The organism is Streptomyces sp. NPDC054047 (genome assembly GCF_055585065.1).
Window position 1 is genome coordinate 546,670 of the sequence record NZ_JBVJKV010000003.1, and the last position, 21,871, is coordinate 568,540.

Here is a 21,871-nt window from a genome sequence, read left to right on the forward strand (position 1 = left end):
AAAGTCCCCGAATGGGAGCGCCAGTGGTCGACTGCCGGGCCCGTCAAGTCCCTGGTGGATCCCACCCGCACGGAGGGGTCCACTGGACACCGCCGAGCACTGGCTCCCCTTCGATCACGTCGATCAGCTGCTGCACCGAGACGCCGCCGAGCGGCCCGGCCACGGAGACGACACCGGCGAGCGCCTTGTGCGCCCGGCGCCAGGCGCGGCTGCGACGGCCGCGCAGATGCTCCACGAGGGCGTGCGCGTACTGCGTCATGGCGCGCGTCCACATGTCGTGCCGCGTCTGCGTGCCGGCCGACGCACGGCGGACACTGCGCAGCGCGTCGGCCGGGCGGACGCGTGCCTGGGCCACGGCGAGCTCGGCCCAGCTGATCGCGGCGGGCGGCCCGTGGTCCGCGTGGGCCGGGATGGTGTGGGCCGCTTCCCGCAGGTGCTCGATGGCGCGTTCCGTCTCTCCGTCGCGCAGCGCGATGATGCCTTGTACGTGGGAGACCCGTCCGATGGTGGCGTCGTCCCCCGCGAGGACGGCCACGCGCCACGCCTGGCCCAGGAGTTCCTCGGCCTCGGGGGCGCCGGTGCACGCCGAGAGCCAGCCGGCCAGCCAGAGGGCCTGCCCGCAGCCCACGGTGCCGGCGCGTGCGAGGGGCAGCAGCCGCCGCAGATGCTCGCGCCCCTCGGCGGCGTGTCCGCACACCGCCCACCAGAACCACAGGTCCACGACCATGCCGAGGGCGGCCGCGCTCTCGTCGGCGGTGTGCGGGCCCCGTTCGAGCGCGGCCCGCAGATCGGGCTCCTCGTCGCGCAGCAGCCGGGTCGCCTGCTCGTGCCGTCCGGTGCTCCACAGCTGATGGGCCCTGGAGGCGACGGTGCGGTACCAGGCGAGGTGGCGGGCGGCCGCCGCGGCGGACTCCCCGACGGATTCGAGGCGTTCGGCGCCGAACCCGCGGGCCGCGGCGGGCAGCCGATAGCGGGGCTGTAGTACGCCGCCGGGGTCACGCACCGGTTCGAGCACCGAGGCCAGGGCGAGCCGCGCCAGGCAGGACGCCACCCGCGCGGGGGCCAGCCCGCCGCCCGCGCACACATGGACGGCGGCGTCCTCGTCGAACTCGCCCGCGAAGACGCTGAGCCGCGCCCAGACGCTGCGCTCGGCCTGCCCGCACAAGGCATAGCTGGCGCCCACGGCGGCCCGTAAGGACCGGTGCCGCCGCACGGGTGCTTCGGGCGAGCCGAGCCACCCCTGGGCGGGCCGGAGCATCCGCGCGAGCTGTTCGGGCGGATGCAGGGCGGTCTGCGCCGCGGCGAGCTCCACCGCGAGCGGTACGCCTTCCAGCTGGGCGCAGATGTCGCTGACGGCGCGCAGTTCGGCTGCGTCGGGCAGGGCGGGTGTGGGGGCGGAGCCTCCGGCGGCCGACCGGGCGTCCGCCCCGCTCCGGAGAGAGCGCGCCCGCTCCATGAACAGCCGCACCGCGGGCCCCGGTTCCTCGTCCGCCCCCGGTTCGCTGACCGGGAGCGGTCCCAGGCGCAGGACCAACTCCTGTCCGAGCCCCAGCGATTGCCTTCCGGCGGCGAGAATCCGCACGCCCGGGGCGCGCTGCAGCAACGACCGCACCAGGCGCGCGCACTCATCGCGTACGGGATCGAAGTCGTCGAGAACGATCAGCACCCGCCGCGCCCGAAGCCGCGCCATGAGCTCCCGCTCAGCACCTCCTTGCTCGCTTCCGGCGGCGGACGGGCCCTGCTCGTCCGCATCCGTCGCAGGCGGACGCTGCTCGTTCGTACTCGCCGCGGGCGGGGCCTGATCACCCGCGACCGCCGCGAGCCGCCGCCTCTGCTCGCTTCGCCCCGCGGCGGGCCGCTCCTGCTCGCCCCTACCCGTGGCAGCAGTCGGGTCCTGCCCGCCTCCATCCACCGCGGGTAGGCCCTGCTCGCCCTCACTTGCCGGGGAGGGCGCCTGCTCGTCGTCCCCACTTGCGGGGGAGGGCGCCTGCTCGTCGCCCCCACCTGCCGGGGAGGGCGCCTGCTCGTCGCCCCCACCTGCCGGGGAGGGCGCCTGCTCGCCCCCACCTTCCGGCGAGGTCGCCTGCTCGTCGCCCCCACCTGCCGGGGAGGCCCCCCGCTCACCTCCACCCGCCTCCCCGTCCATCGCCTCGACCACCGCCCGTGCCACCGACTGCCCCCGCGCCGGGCCGCCGCCGTCCCACCAGCGCACGATCACCACCGCGTCCGTCAGCTGGCTGCCCACCGCTGCCGCGGCATGCGCCGCGAGGGTGCTCTTGCCGATGCCCGCACCGCCGACCACCGTCACCAGCCTGCTCTGGGCCAGCAGCCTGCGGAGTCTCGACAGTTCCTCGGTCCGGCCCAGCAGGCCACCCCCGCGCACACGCACTCGCCCCGTCATCCCCTTCACGCTCGGGCCCTTCCATGCCGCGAGCCCTGCCGCCCGCCGCATGCCACACTCGCCGTGCAGAATCGTCACTGCAACGAATTCGCCAGATCCTCTAACTCCGTGTCCCGATCTGGGTTACGGGGCGAAGGGCCCGGCGGTCTGTCAGGCAGATCACCCTCCACCGGCGTCCTGCCTCACGTGACCAAGAACGAGCCGGAGCAGCCGGCCCCCGAGCGGCCGACACCCGAAGGACCCCAGAAGGAGAGACCGGCGCAGGAGCGGCTCTCCGCCGCGGAGACCTGGCGGGCGCTGTACCGCTACTTCCGCCCGCACCGCTGGGTCGTCGCGTTCGGCGCCCTGTGCACGCTGATCGGCGCGGCGACCGGCCTCGCCCAGCCGCTCGCCGCGAAGGCCCTGGTGGACCGGCTCGGCAGCGACGAGTCGATCGCCGGGATCATCCTCCTGCTCACCGCGCTCGTGGTGCTCGGCACCGCCATCGAGTCCGTGGGCGCGTACGTCCTCGAACGTACCGCCGAGTCCGTGGTGCTCGCGGCCCGGCGCACCCTGATCGGGCGGCTGCTGCGGCTGCGTGTGCCCGAGGTGGAGCGCACCCAGCCCGGCGACCTGATGTCCCGGATCACCTCGGACACCACACTGCTGCGCGCGGTCACCACACAGTCCGTGGTGTCCGCCGTCGCGGGCGGACTCTCCTTCATCGCGACGATCGTGATGATGGGCCTCATGGACGTCGTCCTGCTCGGCGTCACACTCGGCGTGATCGTGCTCATCGGCGGCGCCGTGGCCCTGGTGATGCCGAAGATCGCGCGCTCGACGGAGCGGGCCCAGGAAGCGGTCGGCACCATCTCGACCGCGCTGGAGCGGGCCTTCGGCGCGTTCCGCACGCTCAAGGCATCGGGCGCCGAGGAGCGCGAGACCGCCGCCGTGCAGGCCGCCGCGCAGGAGGCCTGGCGGCACGGCGTACGGTCCGCGAAGTGGCAGGCGGTGGCGTGGAGTTCGGTCGGCTTCGCCGTGCAGGTGTCGTTCCTCGCCGTCCTCGGCATCGGCGGCGCCCGCGTGGCGTCCGGCGCGATCTCCGTCTCGACGCTCGTGGCCTTCCTGCTCTTCCTCTTCTACCTGATCGACCCCGTGTCCCGACTCGTCGAGGGCGTCTCGCAGTACCAGGTCGGCTCGGCGGCGATCGCCCGGATCGTCCGGGCCGAACGCCTGGAGACGGAGGACGTCACCGAGCCCGCGACGCCCACCGGGCAGGACGGCCCCGCCGCCGTCGCCTTCGAGGACGTCACCTTCCGCTACCGCGAGGGCCTTCCGTACGTCCACCACGGTGTGAGCTTCGACATCCCCGGCCCCGGCATGACCGCCTTCGTCGGCCCTTCGGGCGCGGGCAAGACCACCGTCTTCGGCCTCCTGGAGCGCTTCTACGACGCGACGGGCGGCCGCGTCCTCGTCGACGGCCGCGACGTGCACGCGTGGCCGCTGGCCGAACTCCGCTCCGTCATCGGCTACGTGGAGCAGGACGCGCCCGTCCTCGCGGGCACCCTGCGCGAGAACCTCCTCTTCGGGGCGCCCGGTGCGACGGACGCGGAGATCGGGGACGTCCTCGTACGCGCCCGACTGGACACCCTCGTCGAACGGCTGCCGGACGGCCTGGAGACGCTGGTCGGACACCGCGGCTCGCAGCTGTCCGGCGGCGAACGCCAACGCGTGGCGATCGCCAGGGCGTTGCTGCGCAAGCCGCGCCTCCTGCTCCTCGACGAGGCGACGTCGCAGCTCGACGCGGTGAACGAAATGGCGCTGCGCGATGTCGTCGCCGAGGTCTCCCGGGAGGTGACGGTCCTCGTCGTGGCGCACCGCCTCTCGACGGTGACGCTGGCCGACCGGATCGTGGTGATGGACGCGGGCCGGGTCCGCGCGTCCGGCACGCACGAGGAGTTGGTGGCGGCCGATCCGCTGTACGGGGAGCTGGCGGCGACGCAGTTCCTCGCGACGACGGCATGATCGCCGTACAGTGGATCGGCCGCCGATAATCGCTGGCCCCGTAGGCGACCTCCAGGTTGGATGGCGGGCATGACCAGTGGACGCAGACGAGCGCAACTGTTCGTGGACGAAGAGCGGGACGGCCGGCTCGACGCCCGGACCACCGGCGAGGAGCGGCTCATGCTCGCCGATTTCCTCTCGGCCCAGCGCACCACGCTGGAGCTGAAGTGCGCGGGCCTGGAGGCCGAGTTGGCCCTGCGGTCCGTGGAGCCCTCCACGCTCTCGCTGCTCGGCCTCGTCCGGCACCTCGCCGACGTGGAGCGCCGCTGGTTCCGCCGCGTGCTGGCCGGTCAGGACGCGGCGCTCCTCTTCAGTACGGACGCCAACCCCGACCAGGACTTCGACGGCGCGCGGCCCGAACCCCACGTGATCGCCGAAGCATGGGAGGCCTGGCGCGCCGAGGTGGCCTTCGCCGACCGCTTCGTCGCCGAGGCGCCCGATCTCGACATCGAGGGCCACGACGGCTGGCGCGGAACGGTGTCGCTGCGCTGGGTGCTCATCCACATGATCGAGGAGTACGCCCGGCACAACGGCCACGCCGACCTCCTCCGCGAACGGATCGACGGCGCGATCGGCGTGTAGCGGTGCGTCTCCTCCGCAGAGAAGGGAACTCCGTCCCAGGTCGCGGAGGGTGAAGCACCACCCGGCGTCAACGGCGATGATCTCTCCATGAGTTCGAGCGAGATCACATTGATGTCCGACCCGAAGGTGGCCGCCGTACCGGTCCAGGAGTGCGGGGAGCGCCTGGTCGACGTGCGCCACGCAGGCACGCTCCTGGTCGACACCCGCGCCCAGGACGCCGACGACGCCTTCGCCCGGCTGCGCGAAGGCGTCCTGGCCCGCATCCTGCACGCCCAGACGCTGCTGCCCGACGGGCTGCGCCTGCTGTTCGTCGAGGGCTACCGACCGCCGTGGCTGCAGCGCGGCTACTTCGAGGAGTACGAGAGCCGGCTCCGGGACTTGAACCCCACGTGGACCGCCGAGCGGCTCCACACGGCGGCGAGCCGCTATGTGTCGCCGCCGGAGATCGCACCGCACAGCGCGGGCTCCGCCGTGGACCTCACCCTCGCCGACGCCGACGGCCGCGAACTCGACCTGGGCACGCGGATGAACGCCTCCCCGGAGGAGAGCGATGGCGCCTGCTACACGGATGCGGACAACATCACCGCCGCGGCCCGCCGGAACCGCGAGATCCTCGGCGCGGCCCTGCGGGGCGCGGGCCTGGTCAACTACCCCACCGAGTGGTGGCATTGGTCCTACGGCGATCGTTACTGGGCGCTGGCAGAGGGCGCGCCGCACGCCCTCTACGGGCCGGCCGGCGCGGAGGCTAGCGCGCGGTCGTCAGCCGGTTGACGAGGTCGTGCCACCCGGCTTCCACACGGTCGAGCGGCATGCCGAGCTCGACGGTCAGGTGGTGGACGAGAACGCTGTCGACGGAGCCGAGCAGGGCGTGCGCGAGCAGCTCGGCATCGCCCGCCACGCCCGCCTGGCGCAGCAGCATCGTGACGTGCGTGTGGCGCAGCCGGTTCGCCGGGACGGCGTAGGTGCGCAGCGGGTCGGTCCGGGAGGACAGGACCAGTTCGTGGTGGTCGCGCTCGTGACGAATGAGGGCGGGACCGAACGCGTGCAGGCGCTCCAGGGGCGGGGCGTCGGGGCCCAGCGGGGGCGGGCCGGAGAGGAAGGCGGCCTGGAGCTGCTGCTCGCTGTGGTCGAGCAGGGCGACGAGGAGGCCGGTGCGGTCGCCGAAGCGCCGGAAGACCGTTCCCTTGCCGACTCCGGCCGCCGCGGCCACCGCGTCCATGGTCAGCTGCGCGGCTCCGCACCCGGCCATCAGCTGTGCGGCGGCCTCCAGCAGGCGCGTGCGGTTGCGCGCGGCGTCGGCCCTGAGTGACGGCTCGCCGGCCGGGGTGAGGACGAGCTCGGTCGCCCCGCGCGGTGCGTCGGGCGAGGGGAGGGGCGGGAGAGCGGAGCCGGTCATGGGTCCAGCGTAACGCTCCGCGGGGACAAGTGGACCGTGGTCCGGATAGGTGGTACAACTTTAAACGGACCCCGGTCCGCTTGTCGCGTAACCCGTAGTCGCAACCCGTATATGAGTTCCGTCCGCACGTCTTTCAGGAGTTCCGCCATGTCTGTACGCATCCTCGCCCTCGTCGGCAGCCTCCGCGCCGGCTCCCACAACCGTCAGCTCGCCGAGGCCGCCGCCAAGCACGCGCCCGCAGGCGTGCACATCGAGCTGTTCGAGGGTCTTGCGGACGTGCCCTTCTACAACGAGGACATCGACGTCGAGGGCGGCGTCCCGGCCGCCGCGGCCCACCTGCGCGAGGCGGCCGGCGGCGCCGACGCCTTCCTGCTCTTCTCGCCCGAGTACAACGGCACCATGCCCGCCGTCCTGAAGAACGCGATCGACTGGCTGTCCCGCCCGTACGGCGCCGGTGCGATCTCCGGCAAGCCGGTCGCCGTCGTCGGCACCGCGTTCGGCCAGTACGGCGGCGTGTGGGCGCAGGACGAGGCCCGCAAGGCCGCGGGCATCGCGGGCGGCGCGGTCATCGAGGACGCCAAGCTGTCCATCCCCGCCTCCCTTACGCGCTTCGCCGAGACCCACCCGGCGGACGACACCGAGGTGGCCACGGCCCTCACCGAGATCGTCGCCCGCCTCACCGAGCAGGCCACGCCCGTCGCAGCCTGACGCTTGCACGCAGGGCCGCCAGGCGCGGGTGCGGCAGCCGAAGAGGGAGCCCCCGCAAGCGCGGGTCATCCTTCGCCGGCGCGTGGCGCGCCTGGGGGCGGGGCTCCCGGCCGAGGGTGACGCCGCCGTCAGGCGACGGGGGGCTTGGTCACCTTCGTCGCCGCGTAGAGCAAGGGCTCCGTACCCTGCTCGACCCCTGCGAGCGCAGGACGCCCAGTGAGGCGAGCGGGGAGAACCTCGGCTTGTCGCGGCCCAGGCTCGCGCCTGCCGTCTGGAGGCTGGTGCGCGTGCAGCCGGGGTGGGCGGCGTGCTAAGGAGCGGCGCGCCCCGTCCTGTGCGACCTGATCAGCGCGCGGGCCGCGGTCCTGGAACGCGATGTCTCCCCGAAGACCGCCGCGGAATACAAGCGGGCCGCCATCGCGAGCGTCGGCGTACCGGCCGGACTCGTGCGCGCCCACGTGCCGGAGCTCACGAGGGCGACGGGATGCGGTCCGCCGCCTACACCGTCAGGGTGACGGGCGCCGCCTGGGCGCACTCGCAGCCGTCCGCCGCGATGCCGGTCGCGTACGCAGCAGATCCCGAACTGGCAGTGATGCGGCTCGACTTCGCGCCGGTCGTCCGCGAGTGCTCGAAGTGCTGCGCAGCGGGTTGCTCGCACGGGCCGCGCGGTCGGCGCCCTAAATTGGTCCTCATGTACTCGACACGAGTGTCCGGGCACGTGAACGCCCCGCGCACGGCCGTCTATCAGGCGCTTCTGGACGCGGACGCGATCGCGCGCTGGCGCGTGCCGGACGGCATGAGCGGCCAGGTGCACACCTTCGACGCCCGCGAAGGCGGCCGGTTCCGCGTCTCGCTCACCTACGAGGCGCCGACCGGCACCGGCAAGTCGGCCGCGCACACCGACACCTACCACGGCCACTTCGCGAAGCTCGTACCCGACGAGCAGGTGGTCGAGGTGCTGGCCTTCGAGGCCGCGGATCCCGCGCTGCGCGGCACGATGACGATGACCACCACGCTCACCGACGCCGACGGCGGAACCGATGTCCTCGTCGTGCACGAGGGGATTCCCGACAGCGTCCCCGCCGCCGACAACGAGACGGGGACGCGCATGGCGTTGGCGAACCTCGCCCGGCTCGTCGAGGGAGCGCGGTAGGCGGCTCAGCGGACACGCAGCTCGGCCACGCCCCGCAGGTACGCCGTCAGGGCGACGGCGGCGAGCAGCAGGATCGCGGGCGCGAGCGCGGCGGACGTGCCGTGGTGGAGCTGAAGGAGTCCGCCCGCGAGGGCGCCGGCGAACATCGCGGCGACGGACACGAACCTGCGCACGGACGCCGGGCCAAGCCGGTCGGAGGCCAGGCCCGTCAGGGTGCGGGTGAGGACGGTGGTGGTCAGATCGGGTACGGCCAGCTTGCCGACCACGGCGTTCTGCAGCCCCATGCCGAGCGCCAGGAGCACGATCAGGACGTGTCGCGCGTCGGCGGCGAGATCGAGCACCAGGGCCGCCGCCACCAGCACGGCGTGCCCCGCGACGAGGAGCGCGAACAGCCGCAGCGGCTCGGTGACCCGTGGTGCGATCCGCCCGCCGGTCCACGCGCCGACGACGAACGCGCCGACCGCCAGAAGCGACGCCGTGGCGGACAGCTGCACGTCACCCGCGAGCGCGAAGCCCAGGAAGACCACATTGCCGGTCATGTTGGCGACGAAGACGCGGTCGAGGCCGAGGTAACTGACGGCGTCGACGAGACCGGTGACGAAGGTCAGCAGGACGAGAAGCGGGGGCAGCACGCCGTGGTGGCCCGCGGTTTCGGGGAAGAGGCGGGCGGCGGCCCGGTCGAGCAGTGAGTTCATACCGTCTCTTCGGCAGGGACACCCCGCGGCCCGACCGCCCCGGGCCCGCCTCACCGCTCCCAGACCCGGCGCACCTCGCTTCCGGGGTCGTCGCGCACCGTCCAGCGCCGGCCGATGACCGCCGTGGCCCGGCGGCGGGTGTCGTACCGGGCCCAGCCGGGGTCTCCGGTGCGGGCGAAGCGGATCCACGCGGCATGCATGCGGGGAGCCAGATCGGCAGGAGGGCTGCCGGGGCCGAACAGCGCGTCGGGGCCGCGCAGCCGATCCGGGTCGAGGCCGAAGACGAAGGGGAGTTCCACGGTGTGGGTGGCGCCGAGCAGCCCGTCGAAGGCGCCGGAGCGCCAGTCGAACAGATAGCTGTAGGTGGCCCCCGAGGACCGCTCGGCATGAGCGTCGGCCAGGGCACGGCTCCCCGCGCCGAACAGGGCGTCGCCCATGACGGCGGAGCGCAGCTGCCCGGGGGCGGCCCCGGGGTACGCCGCGCGATAGGCGTCGACGAGCACGTCCGGTTCGGGGTGGGAGCGTTCGGCGGCGGCCCGGACGTCGGCCATGGTCGAGTCGGCGTAGGCGCCGGAGGGGACGAGGTAGAGGTTGCCCTCCTCGGTGTTGGTGCCGACGAGGAGATCGATGTCGGTGCTGCCGTGTCCGGCGGCGACGGCGTCGGCGGGCTGGCGGTCCGCGACCACGCTGAAGGGGCTGAGTCCGATCAGCGGGTCGTACGCGGTCGCGGTCCGAAGGTCGATGCCGCCGAGTCGGGCCGCGGCCTCGACCAGGCGCGCGTCGGGGACGGCGGCGAAGGCGTCGGCGTGCGGCGCGATGTCCAGAGCTGCCGCTGCCGCCCGCGTCACCCGGGCGGCCTGTTCGGGCGAGAAGGCGCCCAGGCCGCTGCCGCTCTGCACGACGGCGCGCTGGACGAGACCCCTGCTCTGTGGCGCGGCGATGACGGCACCGGTCAGGGTGGCTCCGGCGGACTGGCCGAAGAGCGTGACCCGGCCGGGGTCTCCTCCGAACGCGGCGATGTTCTCCCGTACCCAGCGCAGGGCGGCGAGGACGTCGAGCAGACCACGGTTGCGCGGCGCTCCGGGCAGGTCGAGGAAACCGGCGATGCCCAGGCGGTAGTTGACGGTCACCAGGACGACGCTGTCGCGCGCGAAGGCGGTGCCGTCGTACAGGCCGGCCCGGGTCGAACCCGCCACGAAGCCTCCGCCGTGCACGAAGACCATGACCGGCAGGGCCTCCTCCGAATCCCGGCGCCCGGGGTGGTCGGGGGCCCAGACGTCGAGGGTGAGGTAGTCGTCACCGGGCACCCAACCGGGGCCGAAGTAGGGCGACATGTCGATACCGCCCAGGTTCCGCTCGGCCTGCGGCGCGGTCGGCCCCGCCGCGGTCGCGTCCCGTACGCCGTCCCACGGGGCGTGCGGTTGCGGCGCGGCGAAGCGTCCGGCCCGCACCGGGGGAGCGGCGTAGGGGACGCCGCGGAAGACCGCGACGCCCGCGTGCCGGGCACCGGCGACCACGCCCTGAGCGGTGGTCACGGTGCGGGTTTCGATGCGGGGCCCGGTGCCGGGCCCGGTGCGGTTCTCGGTGGTCATGCCGTCGCCCCCCGTCCCTCGTTCGCCTCGTGCACCTTGTTCGCCTTGTGTGCCGCGTTCGCCTGGTGTGCCTCGCGCCCCTCCGTACGCACGTACGGAGTGAAGGGAGCCCACCCCTTGATGGCGAACGCACTGCCCGAGCGTTCGACCTCGGCGGCGCCGTGGCCGCCCAGGTGTGCGGGAACGACGAGCGCGTTGTGGTCGGCGGCCCAGCCCAGGATCCGTCGGCGCGTGGCGCGGGCGCCGACCGGGTCCTCGCAGAAGCAACTGTTGTGCTCCGGATCGACGAGCTGGACGGGACTGTGCAGCATGTCGCCGACGAAGACCGCCCGGTCGGTCCCGGCGGCGAGGGTGAGCACGCTGGATCCGGGGGTGTGCCCGGGGGCCGCTTCCAGGCGCAGGTTGGCGTCGATCCGGTGGTCTCCTTGCCACAGGTGCACCTGTCCCGCCTGGTGCACGGGGGCGACGCTGTCCTCGAAGACGTTCTGGTTGCCGCGGCCGAGCAGGGGAGTGTGGCCGTTCGCCGGGTTCCAGAAGTCGTAGTCGTCCTTCGGTAGCAGGTAGGTGGCGTTCGGGAAGGTGGGGACCCAGTCCCTGTCGTCCAGATAGGTGTTCCAGCCGACGTGGTCGACGTGCAGATGCGTGTTGATCACGATGTCGACGTCCTCGGGGGCGACACCCGCACGCGCCAGGTCGGCGAGGAAGTCGGTGCGCAGGTGGCTCCACACCGGGGAGTAGGGGCGCTCCTTGTGGTTGCCGACGCCCGTGTCGACGAGGATGGTCTTCCCCTCGCTGCGCAGCAGCCAGCTCTGGACCGCGGAGTTGACGATGTTCGTCCGCGGGTCGAGGAAGTGGGGCGGGTGCCAGGCGGCGTCGTCGCGCCAGGCGTCCTCCGCGGCGGTGGGCAGGAACTGGCCGGGTGTCATGTCGACGGGGCCGTAGTACTCCTTGACGCGGGTGACGGTGACGCCGCCGAGTTCGATCTGTTCCAGCGGTTCGGGCTGATCCATCTGTTCCATCTGGTCCATCGGGGTGCTCCTGAGGGCCGGGGCGGTCGGGCTTTCGATCACCACCACCGTCGTCGGGGCCGCGCAGGTGAGCCAGACCCGCCGCTGCCTACCCCGGACAGGGTCAGGCTGGCGCGCACGGGCCGATGCAGACTGGGGGACATGAGCGAACGAGGCCGACTCGGCGACTTCCTGTACGCGCGCCGTTCCCAGCTGCGTCCCGTGGACGTCGGCCTGAAGGACTACGGCGACCGGCGGCGCGTGGCAGGCCTGCGCAGGGAGGAGCTCGCGCTACTCGCCGGTGTCAGCCCCTCGTACTACACGCGGCTGGAGCAGGGCCAGTCGGTGGGGGCGTCCCCGGAGATCCTGGACGCCGTCGCCAGGGCCCTCTGCCTCGACGCGTCGGAACGGAGACATCTGCACGACCTCGCCGACGCCGGCCGACGGCGAGCCCCGGCCCGTCGGCCGCGGCCCGAGCAGGCGGGGACCACCACGCTCCACCTGCTGAGCACCCTGGAGAGCGTTCCGGCGCTGGTCAGCGACCGCCGCACCGACGTACTCGCCTGGAACCGTCTTGGCCACGCACTGTTCGCGGCGCACGTCAGCCCCGACAGCCCTCAGCGGGTGGCCGAGCGCCCCAACCTCGCCCGGATGCTCTTCCTGGACCCGCACACCCGAGCGCTGTACGCCGACTGGACGGCGAAGGCCAAGGCCGTCGTCGAGAATCTGCGGATGGTCGCCGGACGCCACCCCGACGACACGCTGCTGACCTCGCTCATCGGTGAACTCACCGTCAAGAGCCCCGAGTTCGCCGCCATGTGGACCGGTCACCAAGTACGCCCCTGCGACTTCGCCCGCTACGAGATGCGCCACCCCCTCGTCGGCACCCTCACCGTGACCCAGCAGAGCCTTCACCTCCCCCAGGCCGAGGACCAGCACCTCGTGCTCGCGGTCACCGAGCCCGGCTCACCGTCGAGGGAAGCGGTGACCCTCCTCGGGCAAGCCGCCTCCGCCGCCGACCACCACCCGGGCTCCGGCGACGAGCGGGCCGAGGGCCGCGCCCACCTCCGCGCCAACCTCCGCGCGGACCAGCCCTAGGACGGCTGGCGCCCCTCCAACGCGGTCTGCCAGCCCGGCAGTTCGGCCGCACGCGCCGGTGCGGCCCGCCGCCCGCCCCGCGCGAAGAAGTCGGCCAGCGGAAGCGTCGCGGCGCCGACCGTCACCGCGTCCGGACCGAGGCGGCCCAGGCCGATGGTGACGCGTCCCGCCGGGTAGGAGAGGGCGTAGGTGGGGATGTGGCGCTTCACCGCGGTCAGGAAGCGCTCCCCGAGCTGGAGCCCCGCCCAGCCGCCGACGAGGATGCGCTCCGGCTGGAAGAGGTTGATCAGGTCGGAGAGGCCCGCGCCCAGGTACTCGGCGGTCTCCTCCAGCACCGCCAGGGCCGTCGGATCGGCCGCTCCGCCGCTCTCCGGATAGGCGGCGTCGAGCATGGCGGTGAGCGCGCTCTCCTCGTCCGTGCCCCCGGGCGGGCGCCCGCCCGCCTCCTGCCACCGTTCGAGCAGCGCCTCCGCCCCCGCGTACGCCTCCAGGCAGCCGAGGGAACCGCACCGGCACCGTCTGCCCTGCACCCGCACGGTGAGGTGCCCCCACTCGACGGCGCGGCCCTGTTCCACGTCCTCGGTGACGACGCACGCACCGACACCCGAACCGAACAGGACGACCACCGCGTTGCGCGTCCCGCGCCCCGCGCCGAACCACATCTCCGCCTGGCCGAGCGTCTTGGCCCCGTTGTCGATGAAGTACGGCACGGAATCGGGGAGTTGAGCAGCCCCCCGGGCGGTCTCCCGCAGCAGTGACTCCAGCGGGACCGCGTTCCAGCCGATGCTCTGCCCGTGCACGACGGCGCCGAGCTCGCCGTCGCGCGCGACGATGCCGGGCACGCCGATCCCGACGCCGAGAAGCCCCTCCTCGGTGACGCCCGCCGCGCCGAGCACCTCGCCGATCCCGTCGCGGATGTGCTCGGCGATGCCGCCGACATCGTGGCCCTTGAGCGTCAACGGCCGCTCCGTCCTGGCGAGTTCGGACAGGGAGAGGTCGAAGAGCTCGACGCGCACGCGGGTCTCGCCGACGTCCACGCCGATCAGCTGACCGCGGCCCGGCGCGACCCGAAGGAGCGTACGCGGGCGCCCGCCGTCGGACTCCACGCTGCCCGCCTCCTCCACCCACCCCTCCGTCACCAGCTCGGCCACGACGTTGCTGATGGAACCTGAACTCAGCCCGGTGGCCGGACCGAGCGTGAAGCGGCTCATCGGCCCCTCGAAGTACAGCCGCTGCAGTACGGCGGCGCGGTTCTCCCGCCGCAGGTCGTGCACCGTACGCCCGTTGCGCTGCCCAGCCATGTGGTTCCTTCCGGCGTGCTCTGCCTCGAAGTTGGTTCTGTGTGACCCCTTGACGGTATCTTCCCTGCCGGTTTAACTCACGTCCTAAATTAAGTCATGAGGGCATTCAAGAGTTGAACGCGGCGCCTGCTCGACCCGGCGCTGGGCCAGCCGTCCTCCCCATGACTCCCTCCGGAAGGGACACCTGGAGCCATGCGCAGATTCCGAGCCGCCGCCTTCGGCGCCGCCACTCTCTCGATCGCCCTCACCGCCTCCGCCTGCGGCGGCGGTTCGACGACGGGCGGCGAGGGGTCCAACGACTCGCCGAAGACGCTGACCTACTGGGCGTCGAACCAAGGACCCAATCTCGAGGCGGACAAGAAGATCCTCAAGCCCGAACTCGCCAAGTTCGAGAAGCAGACGGGGATCAAGGTCAAGCTCGAGGTCATCCCCTGGTCGGAGCTGCTCAACCGGATCCTGACCGCCACGACGTCGGGCCAGGGCCCCGACGTCCTGAACATCGGCAACACCTGGAGCGCGTCCCTGCAGGCCAGCGGCGCCCTGCTGCCCTGGGACGCGAAGAACTTCGAGAAGATCGGCGGCAAGGACCGTTTCGTGGAGTCCGCCCTCGGCTCGGCCGGCGCACCGGACAAGGACCCGGCCGCCGTGCCGCTGTACTCCATGGCGTACGCCCTCTACTACAACAAAAAGATGTTCAAGGACGCGGGCATCGAGAAGCCGCCCGCCACCTGGGACGAGCTGGTCGAGGACGGCAAGAAGATCTCCAAGGACGGCAAGTGGGCCCTGGGAGCGGAGGGGGCGAACCTCTCCAACAACATCCACCAGGTCTTCGCCCTCGGCAAACAGCACGGCGCCGACTTCTTCACCGAGGACGGCAAGGCCGACTTCACCTCCGCCGGCGCGGTCGCGGCCGTGAAGCAGTACGTCGACATGATGGCGAAGGACAAGATCGTCGCCCCGGGCAACGCCGAGTACGCGCAGAACCAGTCCCTGAGCGACTTCGCCAAGGACAAGACGGCGATGGTGCTGTGGCAGGCCGCGGCCACCACCTTCAAGTCCCAGGGCATGAGCGAGGACGAGTGGGGCGTGGCGCCCGTGCCCGTCCAGTCCGGCACGCCGGGCCAGGGCAAGGCCACCAACTCGATGGTCGCCGGCATCAACATGGCCGTCTTCAAGAACACCAAGAACATCGACGGCTCGCTGAAGTTCGTGAAGTTCATGACGAGCGACGCGGAACAGAAGATCCTCTGCAAGTCCTACGGTTCCGTGCCGCCCGTCAAGGCCGCACAGGAGGACGCCGCCTTCGACCGCCCCGAGCTGAAGGTCCTGCGCGACACCCTCGCCCAGAGCGCCGCGCCCCTTCCCCAGGTGGCCAACGAGTCGCAGTTCGAGACCGCGGTCGGCACCGCCGTCAAGAACCTCTTCGCGAGCGCGGCGGACGGACGTGAGGTCACCACCGCGTCCGTGAAGGCCGAACTGGTCAAGGCTCAGCAGCAGATGTCCCAGCAGTGAGCGACACGTCCATGACCGACACGTCCATGACCACGACCATCGTTCAGGACGCGAAGGAGCCGTCCGTGGCCGCCCCGGGAAAGCAGCGGGGGCCGCGCCGCCCTCCCGGACGGCTCCGCCGCATCGGCCTCCCCTACCTCCTGCTGCTCCCCGCCCTCCTGCTCGAACTCCTCGTCCACCTGCTGCCGATCGTCATCGGCACCGTGATGAGCTTCAAGGAGCTCACCCAGTTCTTCATCCGCGACTGGGGCGCCGCGCCCTGGTCGGGCCTGGACAACTACAAGGTGGCGGTGGACTTCGACGCGCCGGTGGGCGAGGCGCTGCTGCACTCGTTCTTCGTCACCTGCGCCTTCACGCTGCTGTCCGTCGGCCTCTGCTGGCTGATCGGGACGACCGCCGCCATCTACCTGCAGGAGACGTTCAAGGGGCGCGGCTTCCTCCGGGCGCTCTTCCTCGTCCCGTACGCACTGCCCGTGTACGCGGCCGTGATCACCTGGGGCTTCATGTTCCAGCGCGACAACGGCCTCATCAACCACGTGCTGCACGACCAGCTGGGCCTCACCGACAGCGCGCCGTTCTGGCTCATCGGCGACAACAGCTTCGTCGCGCTGCTCACCGTGTCGGTGTGGAAGGGCTGGCCGTTCGCCTTCCTCATCATGATGGCCGGGCTGCAGAACATCCCCAGGGAGATGTACGAGGCGGCCGCGCTCGACGGTGCCGGTGTGTGGCAGCAGGTCCGCCGCATCACGCTGCCGTCGCTGCGGCCCGTCAACCAGGTCCTCGTGCTCGTCCTGTTCCTGTGGACGTTCAACGACTTCAACACGCCCTTCGTCCTGTTCGGCAGGTCGGCGCCCGAGGCGGCGGATCTGATCTCCATCCACATCTATCAGTCCTCGTTCGCCACCTGGAACTTCGGCACCGGCTCCGCCATGTCCGTCCTGCTGCTCGTGTTCCTGCTCGCGGTGACGGGCGTCTATCTGTGGGTCACGTCGCGCGAGAGGAAGTCCGTGCATGTCTAGCGTGCGCATGGCCCCACGGCCCCGCCGGGCCGCGAAGCCCCGGTCGCCCATGGCGGCGCCCCGCTCGTTCCTCTGGTCGCGGCGGATCTTCCTGACGCTGCTCACGGGCTTCGTGCTCCTACCCGTGTACGTGATGGTCTCCAGCTCGCTCAAGCCCCTCGAAGACGTGTCCGGCACGTTCCGCTGGATGCCGAGCGGCCTCACGATCCGCCCGTACATCGACATCTGGAAGACCGTCCCGCTGGCGAAGTACTTCATGAACTCGCTGATCGTGGCGGGCGCGGCCACCGTCTGCTCGGTGGTGATCGCCGTCTTCGCCGCCTACGCCGTCAGCCGCTACCGGTTCCGCGGCAAACGCGTCTTCACGGTGACGGTCCTGTCCACCCAGATGTTCCCCGGCATCCTGTTCCTGCTGCCGCTGTTCCTGATGTACGTCAACATCGGCAACGCCACGGGGATCGCCCTGTTCGGCTCGCGGGCGGGTCTCATCCTCACCTATCTGACCTTCTCGCTGCCCTTCTCGATCTGGATGCTGATCGGGTACTTCGACTCGGTGCCGCGCGACCTGGACGAGGCGGCGCTCGTCGACGGCTGCGGGCCGATCGGCGCGCTCTTCCGGGTCGTCGTGCCGGCCGCGATCCCCGGCATCGTCGCGGTCGCCGTCTACGCGTTCATGACGGCCTGGGGAGAAGTGCTCTTCGCCTCCGTCATGACGAACGAAGGCACTCGCACCCTCGCCATCGGCCTGCAGGGCTACTCCACCCAGAACGACGTCTACTGGAACCAGATCATGGCCGCGTCGCTGGTCGTGAGCGTGCCGGTGGTCGCGGGCTTCCTGCTGCTCCAGCGTTACCTGGTCGCCGGCCTCACCGCCGGAGCCGTCAAGTGACCCACCCCCTCCCGTCTGATCCCCTTACGTCTGAGAGGACGTCTGTGTCCGAGCTCATCGACCTTGCCGCACTCCCGCACGACTTCGCGTGGGGCACGGCCACATCGGCGTACCAGATCGAGGGGGCCGTCACCGAGGACGGCCGTTCCCCCTCGATCTGGGACACCTTCTCGCACACCCCCGGAAAGATCGACAACGACGATCACGGTGACGTGGCCTGCGACCACTACCACCGCTGGCGCGAGGACATCGCGCTGATGAAGCAACTGGGCACCAACGCCTACCGGTTGTCCCTGGCCTGGCCGCGCGTCGTGCCCGGCGGCGACGGGCCGCCCAACGCCAAGGGCCTCGACTTCTACGACCAGTTGATCGACGGGCTGCTCGACGCGGGCATCACCCCGTCGGTGACCCTCTACCACTGGGACCTGCCCCAGATCCTCCAGGACCGCGGCGGCTGGCCCGAGCGGGAGACGGCCGAGCACTTCGCGGCGTACGCGTCCCTCGCCGCCGAGCGCTTCGGGGACCGCGTCACCCAGTGGGCCACCCTCAACGAACCGCTCTGCTCCGCCTGGATCGGCCACCTCGAAGGCCGGATGGCACCGGGCCTGACCGACCTGACCGCCGCAGTGCGCGCCTCGTACCACCTCCTGCTCGGGCACGGCCTGGCCACCCAGGCGATCCGTGCCGCGGCGCCCGGCGCGCAGATCGGCATCGTCAACAACCTCTCCACGGTCGAGCCCGCGAGCGACCGCCCCGAGGACGTCGCCGCCGCCCGCCGCGTGGACGGCCACACCAACCGCTGGTGGCTCGACCCGGTGCACGGCCGGGGCTTCCCCGCCGACATGCAAGAGGTCTACGGCGTCGAACTGCCGGAGCGATCAGGGGACTTGGCGACCATCGCGCAGCCGCTCGACTGGCTGGGCCTGAACTACTACTTCCCCGCCGTCGTCTCCGACGACCCGGCCGGCCCCGCGCCCTACGCCCACCAGGTGCGCCGCGAGGGAGTGCCCCGCACCGGCATGGACTGGGAGATCGACGCGAGCGGCATCGAGACCCTCCTGCTGCGCCTCACGAACGAGTACGGGGCGCGCAAGCTGTACGTCACCGAGAACGGCTCGTCCTACCCCGACGTCGTACGCCCCGACGGAACCGTCGACGACCCGGAGCGCACCGACTACCTGATCCGCCACCTCGCCGCCTGTGCGAGCGCAGCCCGCAAGGGGGCGCCGCTGGCCGGGTACTACGCGTGGTCGCTGCTCGACAACTTCGAGTGGGCCTACGGCTACGACAAGCGGTTCGGCCTCGTGCACGTCGACTACGAGACGCAGCGCCGCACGGTCAAGGGCAGCGGCCTGCGCTACGCGGACGTCATCAGGGGCCACCAAGGTCGCGTGAGCCGCGCCGCCTGACCCGGCCCGGCTTGGCCTGGTTCTGCCTGAGCAGCCGACAGCGGCTCCCGGTTCTCCGCCGATCCGGGGCCGCTGCGGCGTCCTTGCCCCACTTCCCCTTGTTCTCTTTGTTCCCTCTGTCTTCCTCCGTCAGGTCGAGTTCGTCTTCCTGCCCTCCTTCGCCGCCGCGCCTATGCACACGAGGCCCAGCAGGAAGGTGAGGCCGCCGATGATGATGTTGGTGAGGATGACGCCCATGTCAGGGCTCGTGCCGACGACCCACGGCGACACGATCATCCAGACGCCCATGGCGCACATGGCCCAGCTCAGGCCGTACATCCTGGCCGGCGCGACGGTGAACCCGAGGCCCAGCAGGCCGATCGCGATACCCATGATGAGGTTGTGCGTCGTGAGGACGGGCTGGCTTGTGGTGAAGTGGACCACCCAGGGGGAGATGGCACAGAAGAGGCCCGTGAGGAACACGGGCCCGTCCACGAGTGCCACATCGTTTCCACCGAGTACGCGGGCGTAGCGATCCCGCATTTCGGATACGTCAGGGTGAGCGGCTATGTCTCCCCTGTGTGAGACGTCGGCCATGAGACTCGTCTCCTCTGGTTCATGCAGGCCTGACCACGTCGCGCGGCGGGATGTCGCGCACATCCATTCTGCTCTTATTTTTTCTTTATGCGTAGTTATGTGCGATTCGTGGTCCACCGGTCACCGCACGTACGGGGGACCAGAACGCGCCGTCCCCCGCCGCGCCCGCTGGAATGGACACGTGACCGCGCCCCCGGACGACTGCCTCGCGCGCAACGAGTGGATCTGCGGCGAGTATCTGAGCACCCGCCGCCAGATCATCGTCGACGCGGTCCTCCAGCATCTGGAGCTGACCGCGGTCTCCGTGCTCATCGCGCTCGTCATCGCCGTCCCGCTGGCCGTCGTAGCCCGCCGCTGGGCCCTGGCGGCCGGTCCCGTCCTGGCGCTGACCACGGTGCTCTACACGATCCCCTCGCTCGCGATGTTCTCGCTGCTGCTGCCCGTGTACGGCCTGTCCGCGTCCCTCGTGGTCGCGGGACTCGTCCTGTACTCACTGACGCTGCTCGTGCGCAACATCCTGGCCGGCCTGCGCGCCGTCCCCGAGGACACCCGGCAGGCCGCGCGCGGCATGGGCTACGGACCCATCCGGCTCCTGCTCACCGTCGAACTGCCGCTCGCGCTGCCCGCCGCGATGGCGGGCCTGCGCATTGCCACCGTCTCCGCGGTCTCCCTCGTCACGGTCGGCGCGATCGTCGGCTTCGGCGGGCTCGGCAACCTCATCTACGCGGGCATGAACACCTACTTCAAGGCCCAGGTCCTGACCGCCTCCGTGCTGTGTGTCGTCATCGCCGTACTGGCCGATCTGCTGCTCCTGGGCGTGCAGCGGATCCTCACCCCGTGGACGAGGGCGGTCCGCTCATGAACACCATCAGCGATGCCTGGCAGTGGCTCACCGACTCGGCGCACTGGGCGGGTGACGACGGCATCTGGCACCGGCTCACCCAGCACCTCGTCCTCACCGTGGTGTGCCTGATCCTGAGCTGTCTGATCGCGCTGCCGGTCGCGCTCGTCCTCGGCCACCTGGGCAAGGGCGGCGCCCTCGCGGTCAACATCTCCAACGTCGGCCGCGCGGTGCCGACCTTCGCCGTCCTCGTCCTGCTGCTCCTCACCCCCATCGGGCAGTGGGGCGAGGGCCCCACCGTCGTGGCCCTCGTCCTGTTCGCCGTGCCGCCGCTGCTCACCAACGCGTACGTCGGCATGCGCGGGGTCGACCGCAGCATCGTGCAGGCCGCGCGCGGCATGGGAATGACGGGACGGCAGATGCTGTGGCGGGTCGAACTGCCGCTCGCGATGCCGCTGGTCCTCAGCGGGGTGCGGATCGCCGCCGTACAGCTCGTGGCCACCGCCACGATCGCGGCGCTCGCCGGCGGCGGCGGACTCGGCCGGATCATCACGGCCGGGTTCAACCTCGCGAGCACCCCGCAGGTGGTCGCGGGCGCCGTCCTGGTCGCGGTGTTCGCGCTGATCGTCGAGGGGCTCTTCGAGATCGGCGAACGGCTCGCCCCGGGGTGGGCGCGGGGGAGAGGGCGGACCGGATGAGGTCACGTGCGGCACGGACGGCGGCGATCGCGGCCGGGACGGCCCTGCTCCTTGCCGGGTGTTCCTCGGGCCCGTCCCTGGAGACCCAGGGCGAGGTCACCGCGCCGCCCGGCGACAGCCACCACCTGGTCGTGGGATCGGCGGGATTCACCGAGAGCGACCTGCTGGCCCAGATGTACTCCCTGCTCCTGACGGAGGCCGGATACGGCGCGGAGATCCTCTCCGTGGCCAACCGCGAGCTCTACGAACCCGCCCTGGAGTCGGGCCAGATCGACGTCGTCCCCGAGTACGCGGCGACGTTCGCGGACTGGCTGAACGCCAAGAAGAACGGCGCGGACGCGAAGCCGGTCGGCTCGCCCGACCTGGACGCCACCATGAGGGCGTTGCGCGGCCTGGCCACCCCGCGCGGGCTCACCGTCCTGGACGCGGGCAAGGCCGTCGACCAGAACGCGTTCGCCGTCACCGCGTCCTACGCCGAGCAGCACCGCCTGAAGACCCTGAGCGACCTGGGCAGGTCCGGCCTGAAGGTACGCCTCGCCGCGGGCGACGAATGCGTGCAACGCCCGTACTGCGAACCCGGCCTGAAGAAGGTCTACGGCATCGACATCACCTCCGTCGACCCCAAGGGCGTGGGCACGACCCAGGCCAAGAAGGCCGTGCAGAGTGGTCAGGACCAGATGGTCCTGACCACGTCGACGGACGCCACGCTCGACGACTTCGGCCTGGTCCTCCTGAAGGACGACAAGAAGCTCCAGAACGCCGACTACATCGTCCCGGTCGTCAACCGCTCCCGCGCGGGCAGCGAGGGCGTCGCAAACGCGCTCGGCCGCCTCAACTCCGTACTGACGACGGCGGACCTGGCCTCGATGAACGAACAGGTGGACAGCTGGCGCAGGCTGCCGCAGGACGTGGCACGGACGTACTTGGAGGAGAAGGGGCTGCTGTAGCCGG

20 protein-coding genes and 1 pseudogene are annotated in these 21,871 nt (G+C 71.6%); 14 read left to right on the top strand and 7 right to left on the bottom strand.

Annotated elements, in window-relative coordinates; all coding sequences use genetic code 11:
• Positions 1–43: 43 nt before the first annotated feature.
• Positions 44–2,401 carry an ATP-binding protein gene (locus tag ACZ6ZP_RS14195; RefSeq protein WP_469406886.1) on the bottom strand — a complete coding sequence of 786 codons (2,358 nt, stop codon included), beginning with the start codon at positions 2,399–2,401 and terminating at the stop codon, positions 44–46.
• Positions 2,402–2,587: 186 nt separating this feature from the next.
• Here ACZ6ZP_RS14195 and ACZ6ZP_RS14200 point away from each other — a divergent pair, with 186 nt between their 5' ends.
• From ACZ6ZP_RS14200 to ACZ6ZP_RS14210, 3 genes are all read left to right on the top strand, one after another.
• A complete protein-coding gene (locus ACZ6ZP_RS14200; protein ID WP_383816833.1) occupies positions 2,588–4,405 on the top strand; it encodes an ABC transporter ATP-binding protein in 1,818 nt (605 codons plus the stop codon).
• A gap of 69 nt (positions 4,406–4,474) precedes the next feature.
• Positions 4,475–5,026 (top strand): DinB family protein, encoded by a 552-nt coding sequence (locus tag ACZ6ZP_RS14205; RefSeq protein ID WP_469406887.1) that lies wholly within the window; start codon positions 4,475–4,477, stop codon positions 5,024–5,026.
• Between the two features lie 87 nt (positions 5,027–5,113).
• On the top strand, positions 5,114–5,797 hold the full coding sequence (locus ACZ6ZP_RS14210) for a M15 family metallopeptidase (RefSeq protein WP_383816839.1): 684 nt from the start codon (positions 5,114–5,116) through the stop codon (positions 5,795–5,797).
• Here ACZ6ZP_RS14210 and ACZ6ZP_RS14215 read toward each other — a convergent pair.
• A complete protein-coding gene (locus tag ACZ6ZP_RS14215) occupies positions 5,772–6,422 on the bottom strand; it encodes a TetR/AcrR family transcriptional regulator (protein WP_351156814.1) in 651 nt (216 codons plus the stop codon). The two genes, ACZ6ZP_RS14210 and ACZ6ZP_RS14215, sit on opposite strands and share 26 nt — an antisense overlap.
• Before the next feature lie 147 nt (positions 6,423–6,569).
• Here ACZ6ZP_RS14215 and ACZ6ZP_RS14220 point away from each other — a divergent pair, with 147 nt between their 5' ends.
• The 3 genes and pseudogenes from ACZ6ZP_RS14220 (at position 6,570) to ACZ6ZP_RS14230 (ending at position 8,283) form a co-directional block, all read left to right on the top strand.
• Positions 6,570–7,130 (top strand): NAD(P)H-dependent oxidoreductase, encoded by a 561-nt coding sequence (locus ACZ6ZP_RS14220; protein WP_361463997.1) that lies wholly within the window; start codon positions 6,570–6,572, stop codon positions 7,128–7,130.
• Positions 7,131–7,495: 365 nt separating this feature from the next.
• Positions 7,496–7,719: pseudogene (locus tag ACZ6ZP_RS14225) on the top strand (TetR/AcrR family transcriptional regulator); the annotation flags it as partial.
• Positions 7,720–7,821: 102 nt separating this feature from the next.
• A complete protein-coding gene (locus ACZ6ZP_RS14230) occupies positions 7,822–8,283 on the top strand; it encodes an SRPBCC domain-containing protein (protein WP_383817177.1) in 462 nt (153 codons plus the stop codon).
• A gap of 5 nt (positions 8,284–8,288) precedes the next feature.
• Here ACZ6ZP_RS14230 and ACZ6ZP_RS14235 read toward each other — a convergent pair whose 3' ends face one another.
• From ACZ6ZP_RS14235 to ACZ6ZP_RS14245, 3 genes are read right to left on the bottom strand one after another with little or no spacing between them, the layout of a single operon-like run.
• Positions 8,289–8,978, bottom strand: a complete 690-nt coding sequence (locus ACZ6ZP_RS14235) for a YoaK family protein (RefSeq protein ID WP_383816845.1) — start codon at positions 8,976–8,978, stop codon at positions 8,289–8,291.
• 50 nt (positions 8,979–9,028) lie between these two features.
• Positions 9,029–10,570 carry a carboxylesterase/lipase family protein gene (locus tag ACZ6ZP_RS14240; protein WP_469406890.1) on the bottom strand — a complete coding sequence of 514 codons (1,542 nt, stop codon included), beginning with the start codon at positions 10,568–10,570 and terminating at the stop codon, positions 9,029–9,031.
• Complete coding sequence (locus ACZ6ZP_RS14245; RefSeq protein ID WP_469407260.1) at positions 10,567–11,562, bottom strand: MBL fold metallo-hydrolase; 996 nt, start codon at positions 11,560–11,562, stop codon at positions 10,567–10,569. The genes ACZ6ZP_RS14240 and ACZ6ZP_RS14245 overlap by 4 nt, the downstream gene beginning before the upstream one ends.
• 177 nt (positions 11,563–11,739) lie before the next feature.
• On the opposite strand from ACZ6ZP_RS14245, the gene ACZ6ZP_RS14250 reads away from it, so the two are divergent.
• Positions 11,740–12,675, top strand: a complete 936-nt coding sequence (locus tag ACZ6ZP_RS14250) for a helix-turn-helix domain-containing protein (protein WP_469406891.1) — start codon at positions 11,740–11,742, stop codon at positions 12,673–12,675.
• On the opposite strand, the gene ACZ6ZP_RS14255 is transcribed toward ACZ6ZP_RS14250, so the two are convergent.
• Positions 12,672–13,976 carry an ROK family transcriptional regulator gene (locus tag ACZ6ZP_RS14255; RefSeq protein ID WP_351156799.1) on the bottom strand — a complete coding sequence of 435 codons (1,305 nt, stop codon included), beginning with the start codon at positions 13,974–13,976 and terminating at the stop codon, positions 12,672–12,674. The two genes, ACZ6ZP_RS14250 and ACZ6ZP_RS14255, sit on opposite strands and share 4 nt — an antisense overlap.
• A gap of 192 nt (positions 13,977–14,168) precedes the next feature.
• On the opposite strand from ACZ6ZP_RS14255, the gene ACZ6ZP_RS14260 reads away from it, so the two are divergent.
• Genes ACZ6ZP_RS14260 through ACZ6ZP_RS14275 form a run of 4 tightly spaced genes read left to right on the top strand, consistent with a single transcriptional unit; the run spans position 14,169 to position 18,805 of the window.
• Complete coding sequence (locus ACZ6ZP_RS14260) at positions 14,169–15,488, top strand: ABC transporter substrate-binding protein (RefSeq protein WP_351156796.1); 1,320 nt, start codon at positions 14,169–14,171, stop codon at positions 15,486–15,488.
• 26 nt (positions 15,489–15,514) lie between these two features.
• Positions 15,515–16,507, top strand: coding sequence for a carbohydrate ABC transporter permease (locus ACZ6ZP_RS14265; RefSeq protein ID WP_383817183.1), 993 nt, complete (start codon positions 15,515–15,517; stop codon positions 16,505–16,507).
• Positions 16,500–17,396, top strand: coding sequence for a carbohydrate ABC transporter permease (locus tag ACZ6ZP_RS14270; RefSeq protein ID WP_351156790.1), 897 nt, complete (start codon positions 16,500–16,502; stop codon positions 17,394–17,396). The genes ACZ6ZP_RS14265 and ACZ6ZP_RS14270 overlap by 8 nt, the downstream gene beginning before the upstream one ends.
• Positions 17,397–17,440: 44 nt before the next feature.
• Complete coding sequence (locus ACZ6ZP_RS14275; RefSeq protein ID WP_399971968.1) at positions 17,441–18,805, top strand: GH1 family beta-glucosidase; 1,365 nt, start codon at positions 17,441–17,443, stop codon at positions 18,803–18,805.
• A gap of 129 nt (positions 18,806–18,934) precedes the next feature.
• Here ACZ6ZP_RS14275 and ACZ6ZP_RS14280 read toward each other — a convergent pair whose 3' ends face one another.
• Positions 18,935–19,381, bottom strand: a complete 447-nt coding sequence (locus tag ACZ6ZP_RS14280) for an SPW repeat protein (protein WP_351156785.1) — start codon at positions 19,379–19,381, stop codon at positions 18,935–18,937.
• A gap of 181 nt (positions 19,382–19,562) precedes the next feature.
• On the opposite strand from ACZ6ZP_RS14280, the gene ACZ6ZP_RS14285 reads away from it, so the two are divergent.
• The 3 genes from ACZ6ZP_RS14285 to ACZ6ZP_RS14295 are packed head-to-tail and all read left to right on the top strand — an operon-like array spanning position 19,563 to position 21,867.
• Complete coding sequence (locus ACZ6ZP_RS14285; RefSeq protein ID WP_249591883.1) at positions 19,563–20,243, top strand: ABC transporter permease; 681 nt, start codon at positions 19,563–19,565, stop codon at positions 20,241–20,243.
• Positions 20,240–20,920 carry an ABC transporter permease gene (locus ACZ6ZP_RS14290; protein WP_351156782.1) on the top strand — a complete coding sequence of 227 codons (681 nt, stop codon included), beginning with the start codon at positions 20,240–20,242 and terminating at the stop codon, positions 20,918–20,920. Before ACZ6ZP_RS14285 ends, ACZ6ZP_RS14290 begins: the two co-directional genes overlap by 4 nt.
• Positions 20,917–21,867, top strand: a complete 951-nt coding sequence (locus tag ACZ6ZP_RS14295; RefSeq protein ID WP_351156780.1) for an ABC transporter substrate-binding protein — start codon at positions 20,917–20,919, stop codon at positions 21,865–21,867. Before ACZ6ZP_RS14290 ends, ACZ6ZP_RS14295 begins: the two co-directional genes overlap by 4 nt.
• Positions 21,868–21,871 lie beyond the last annotated feature (4 nt).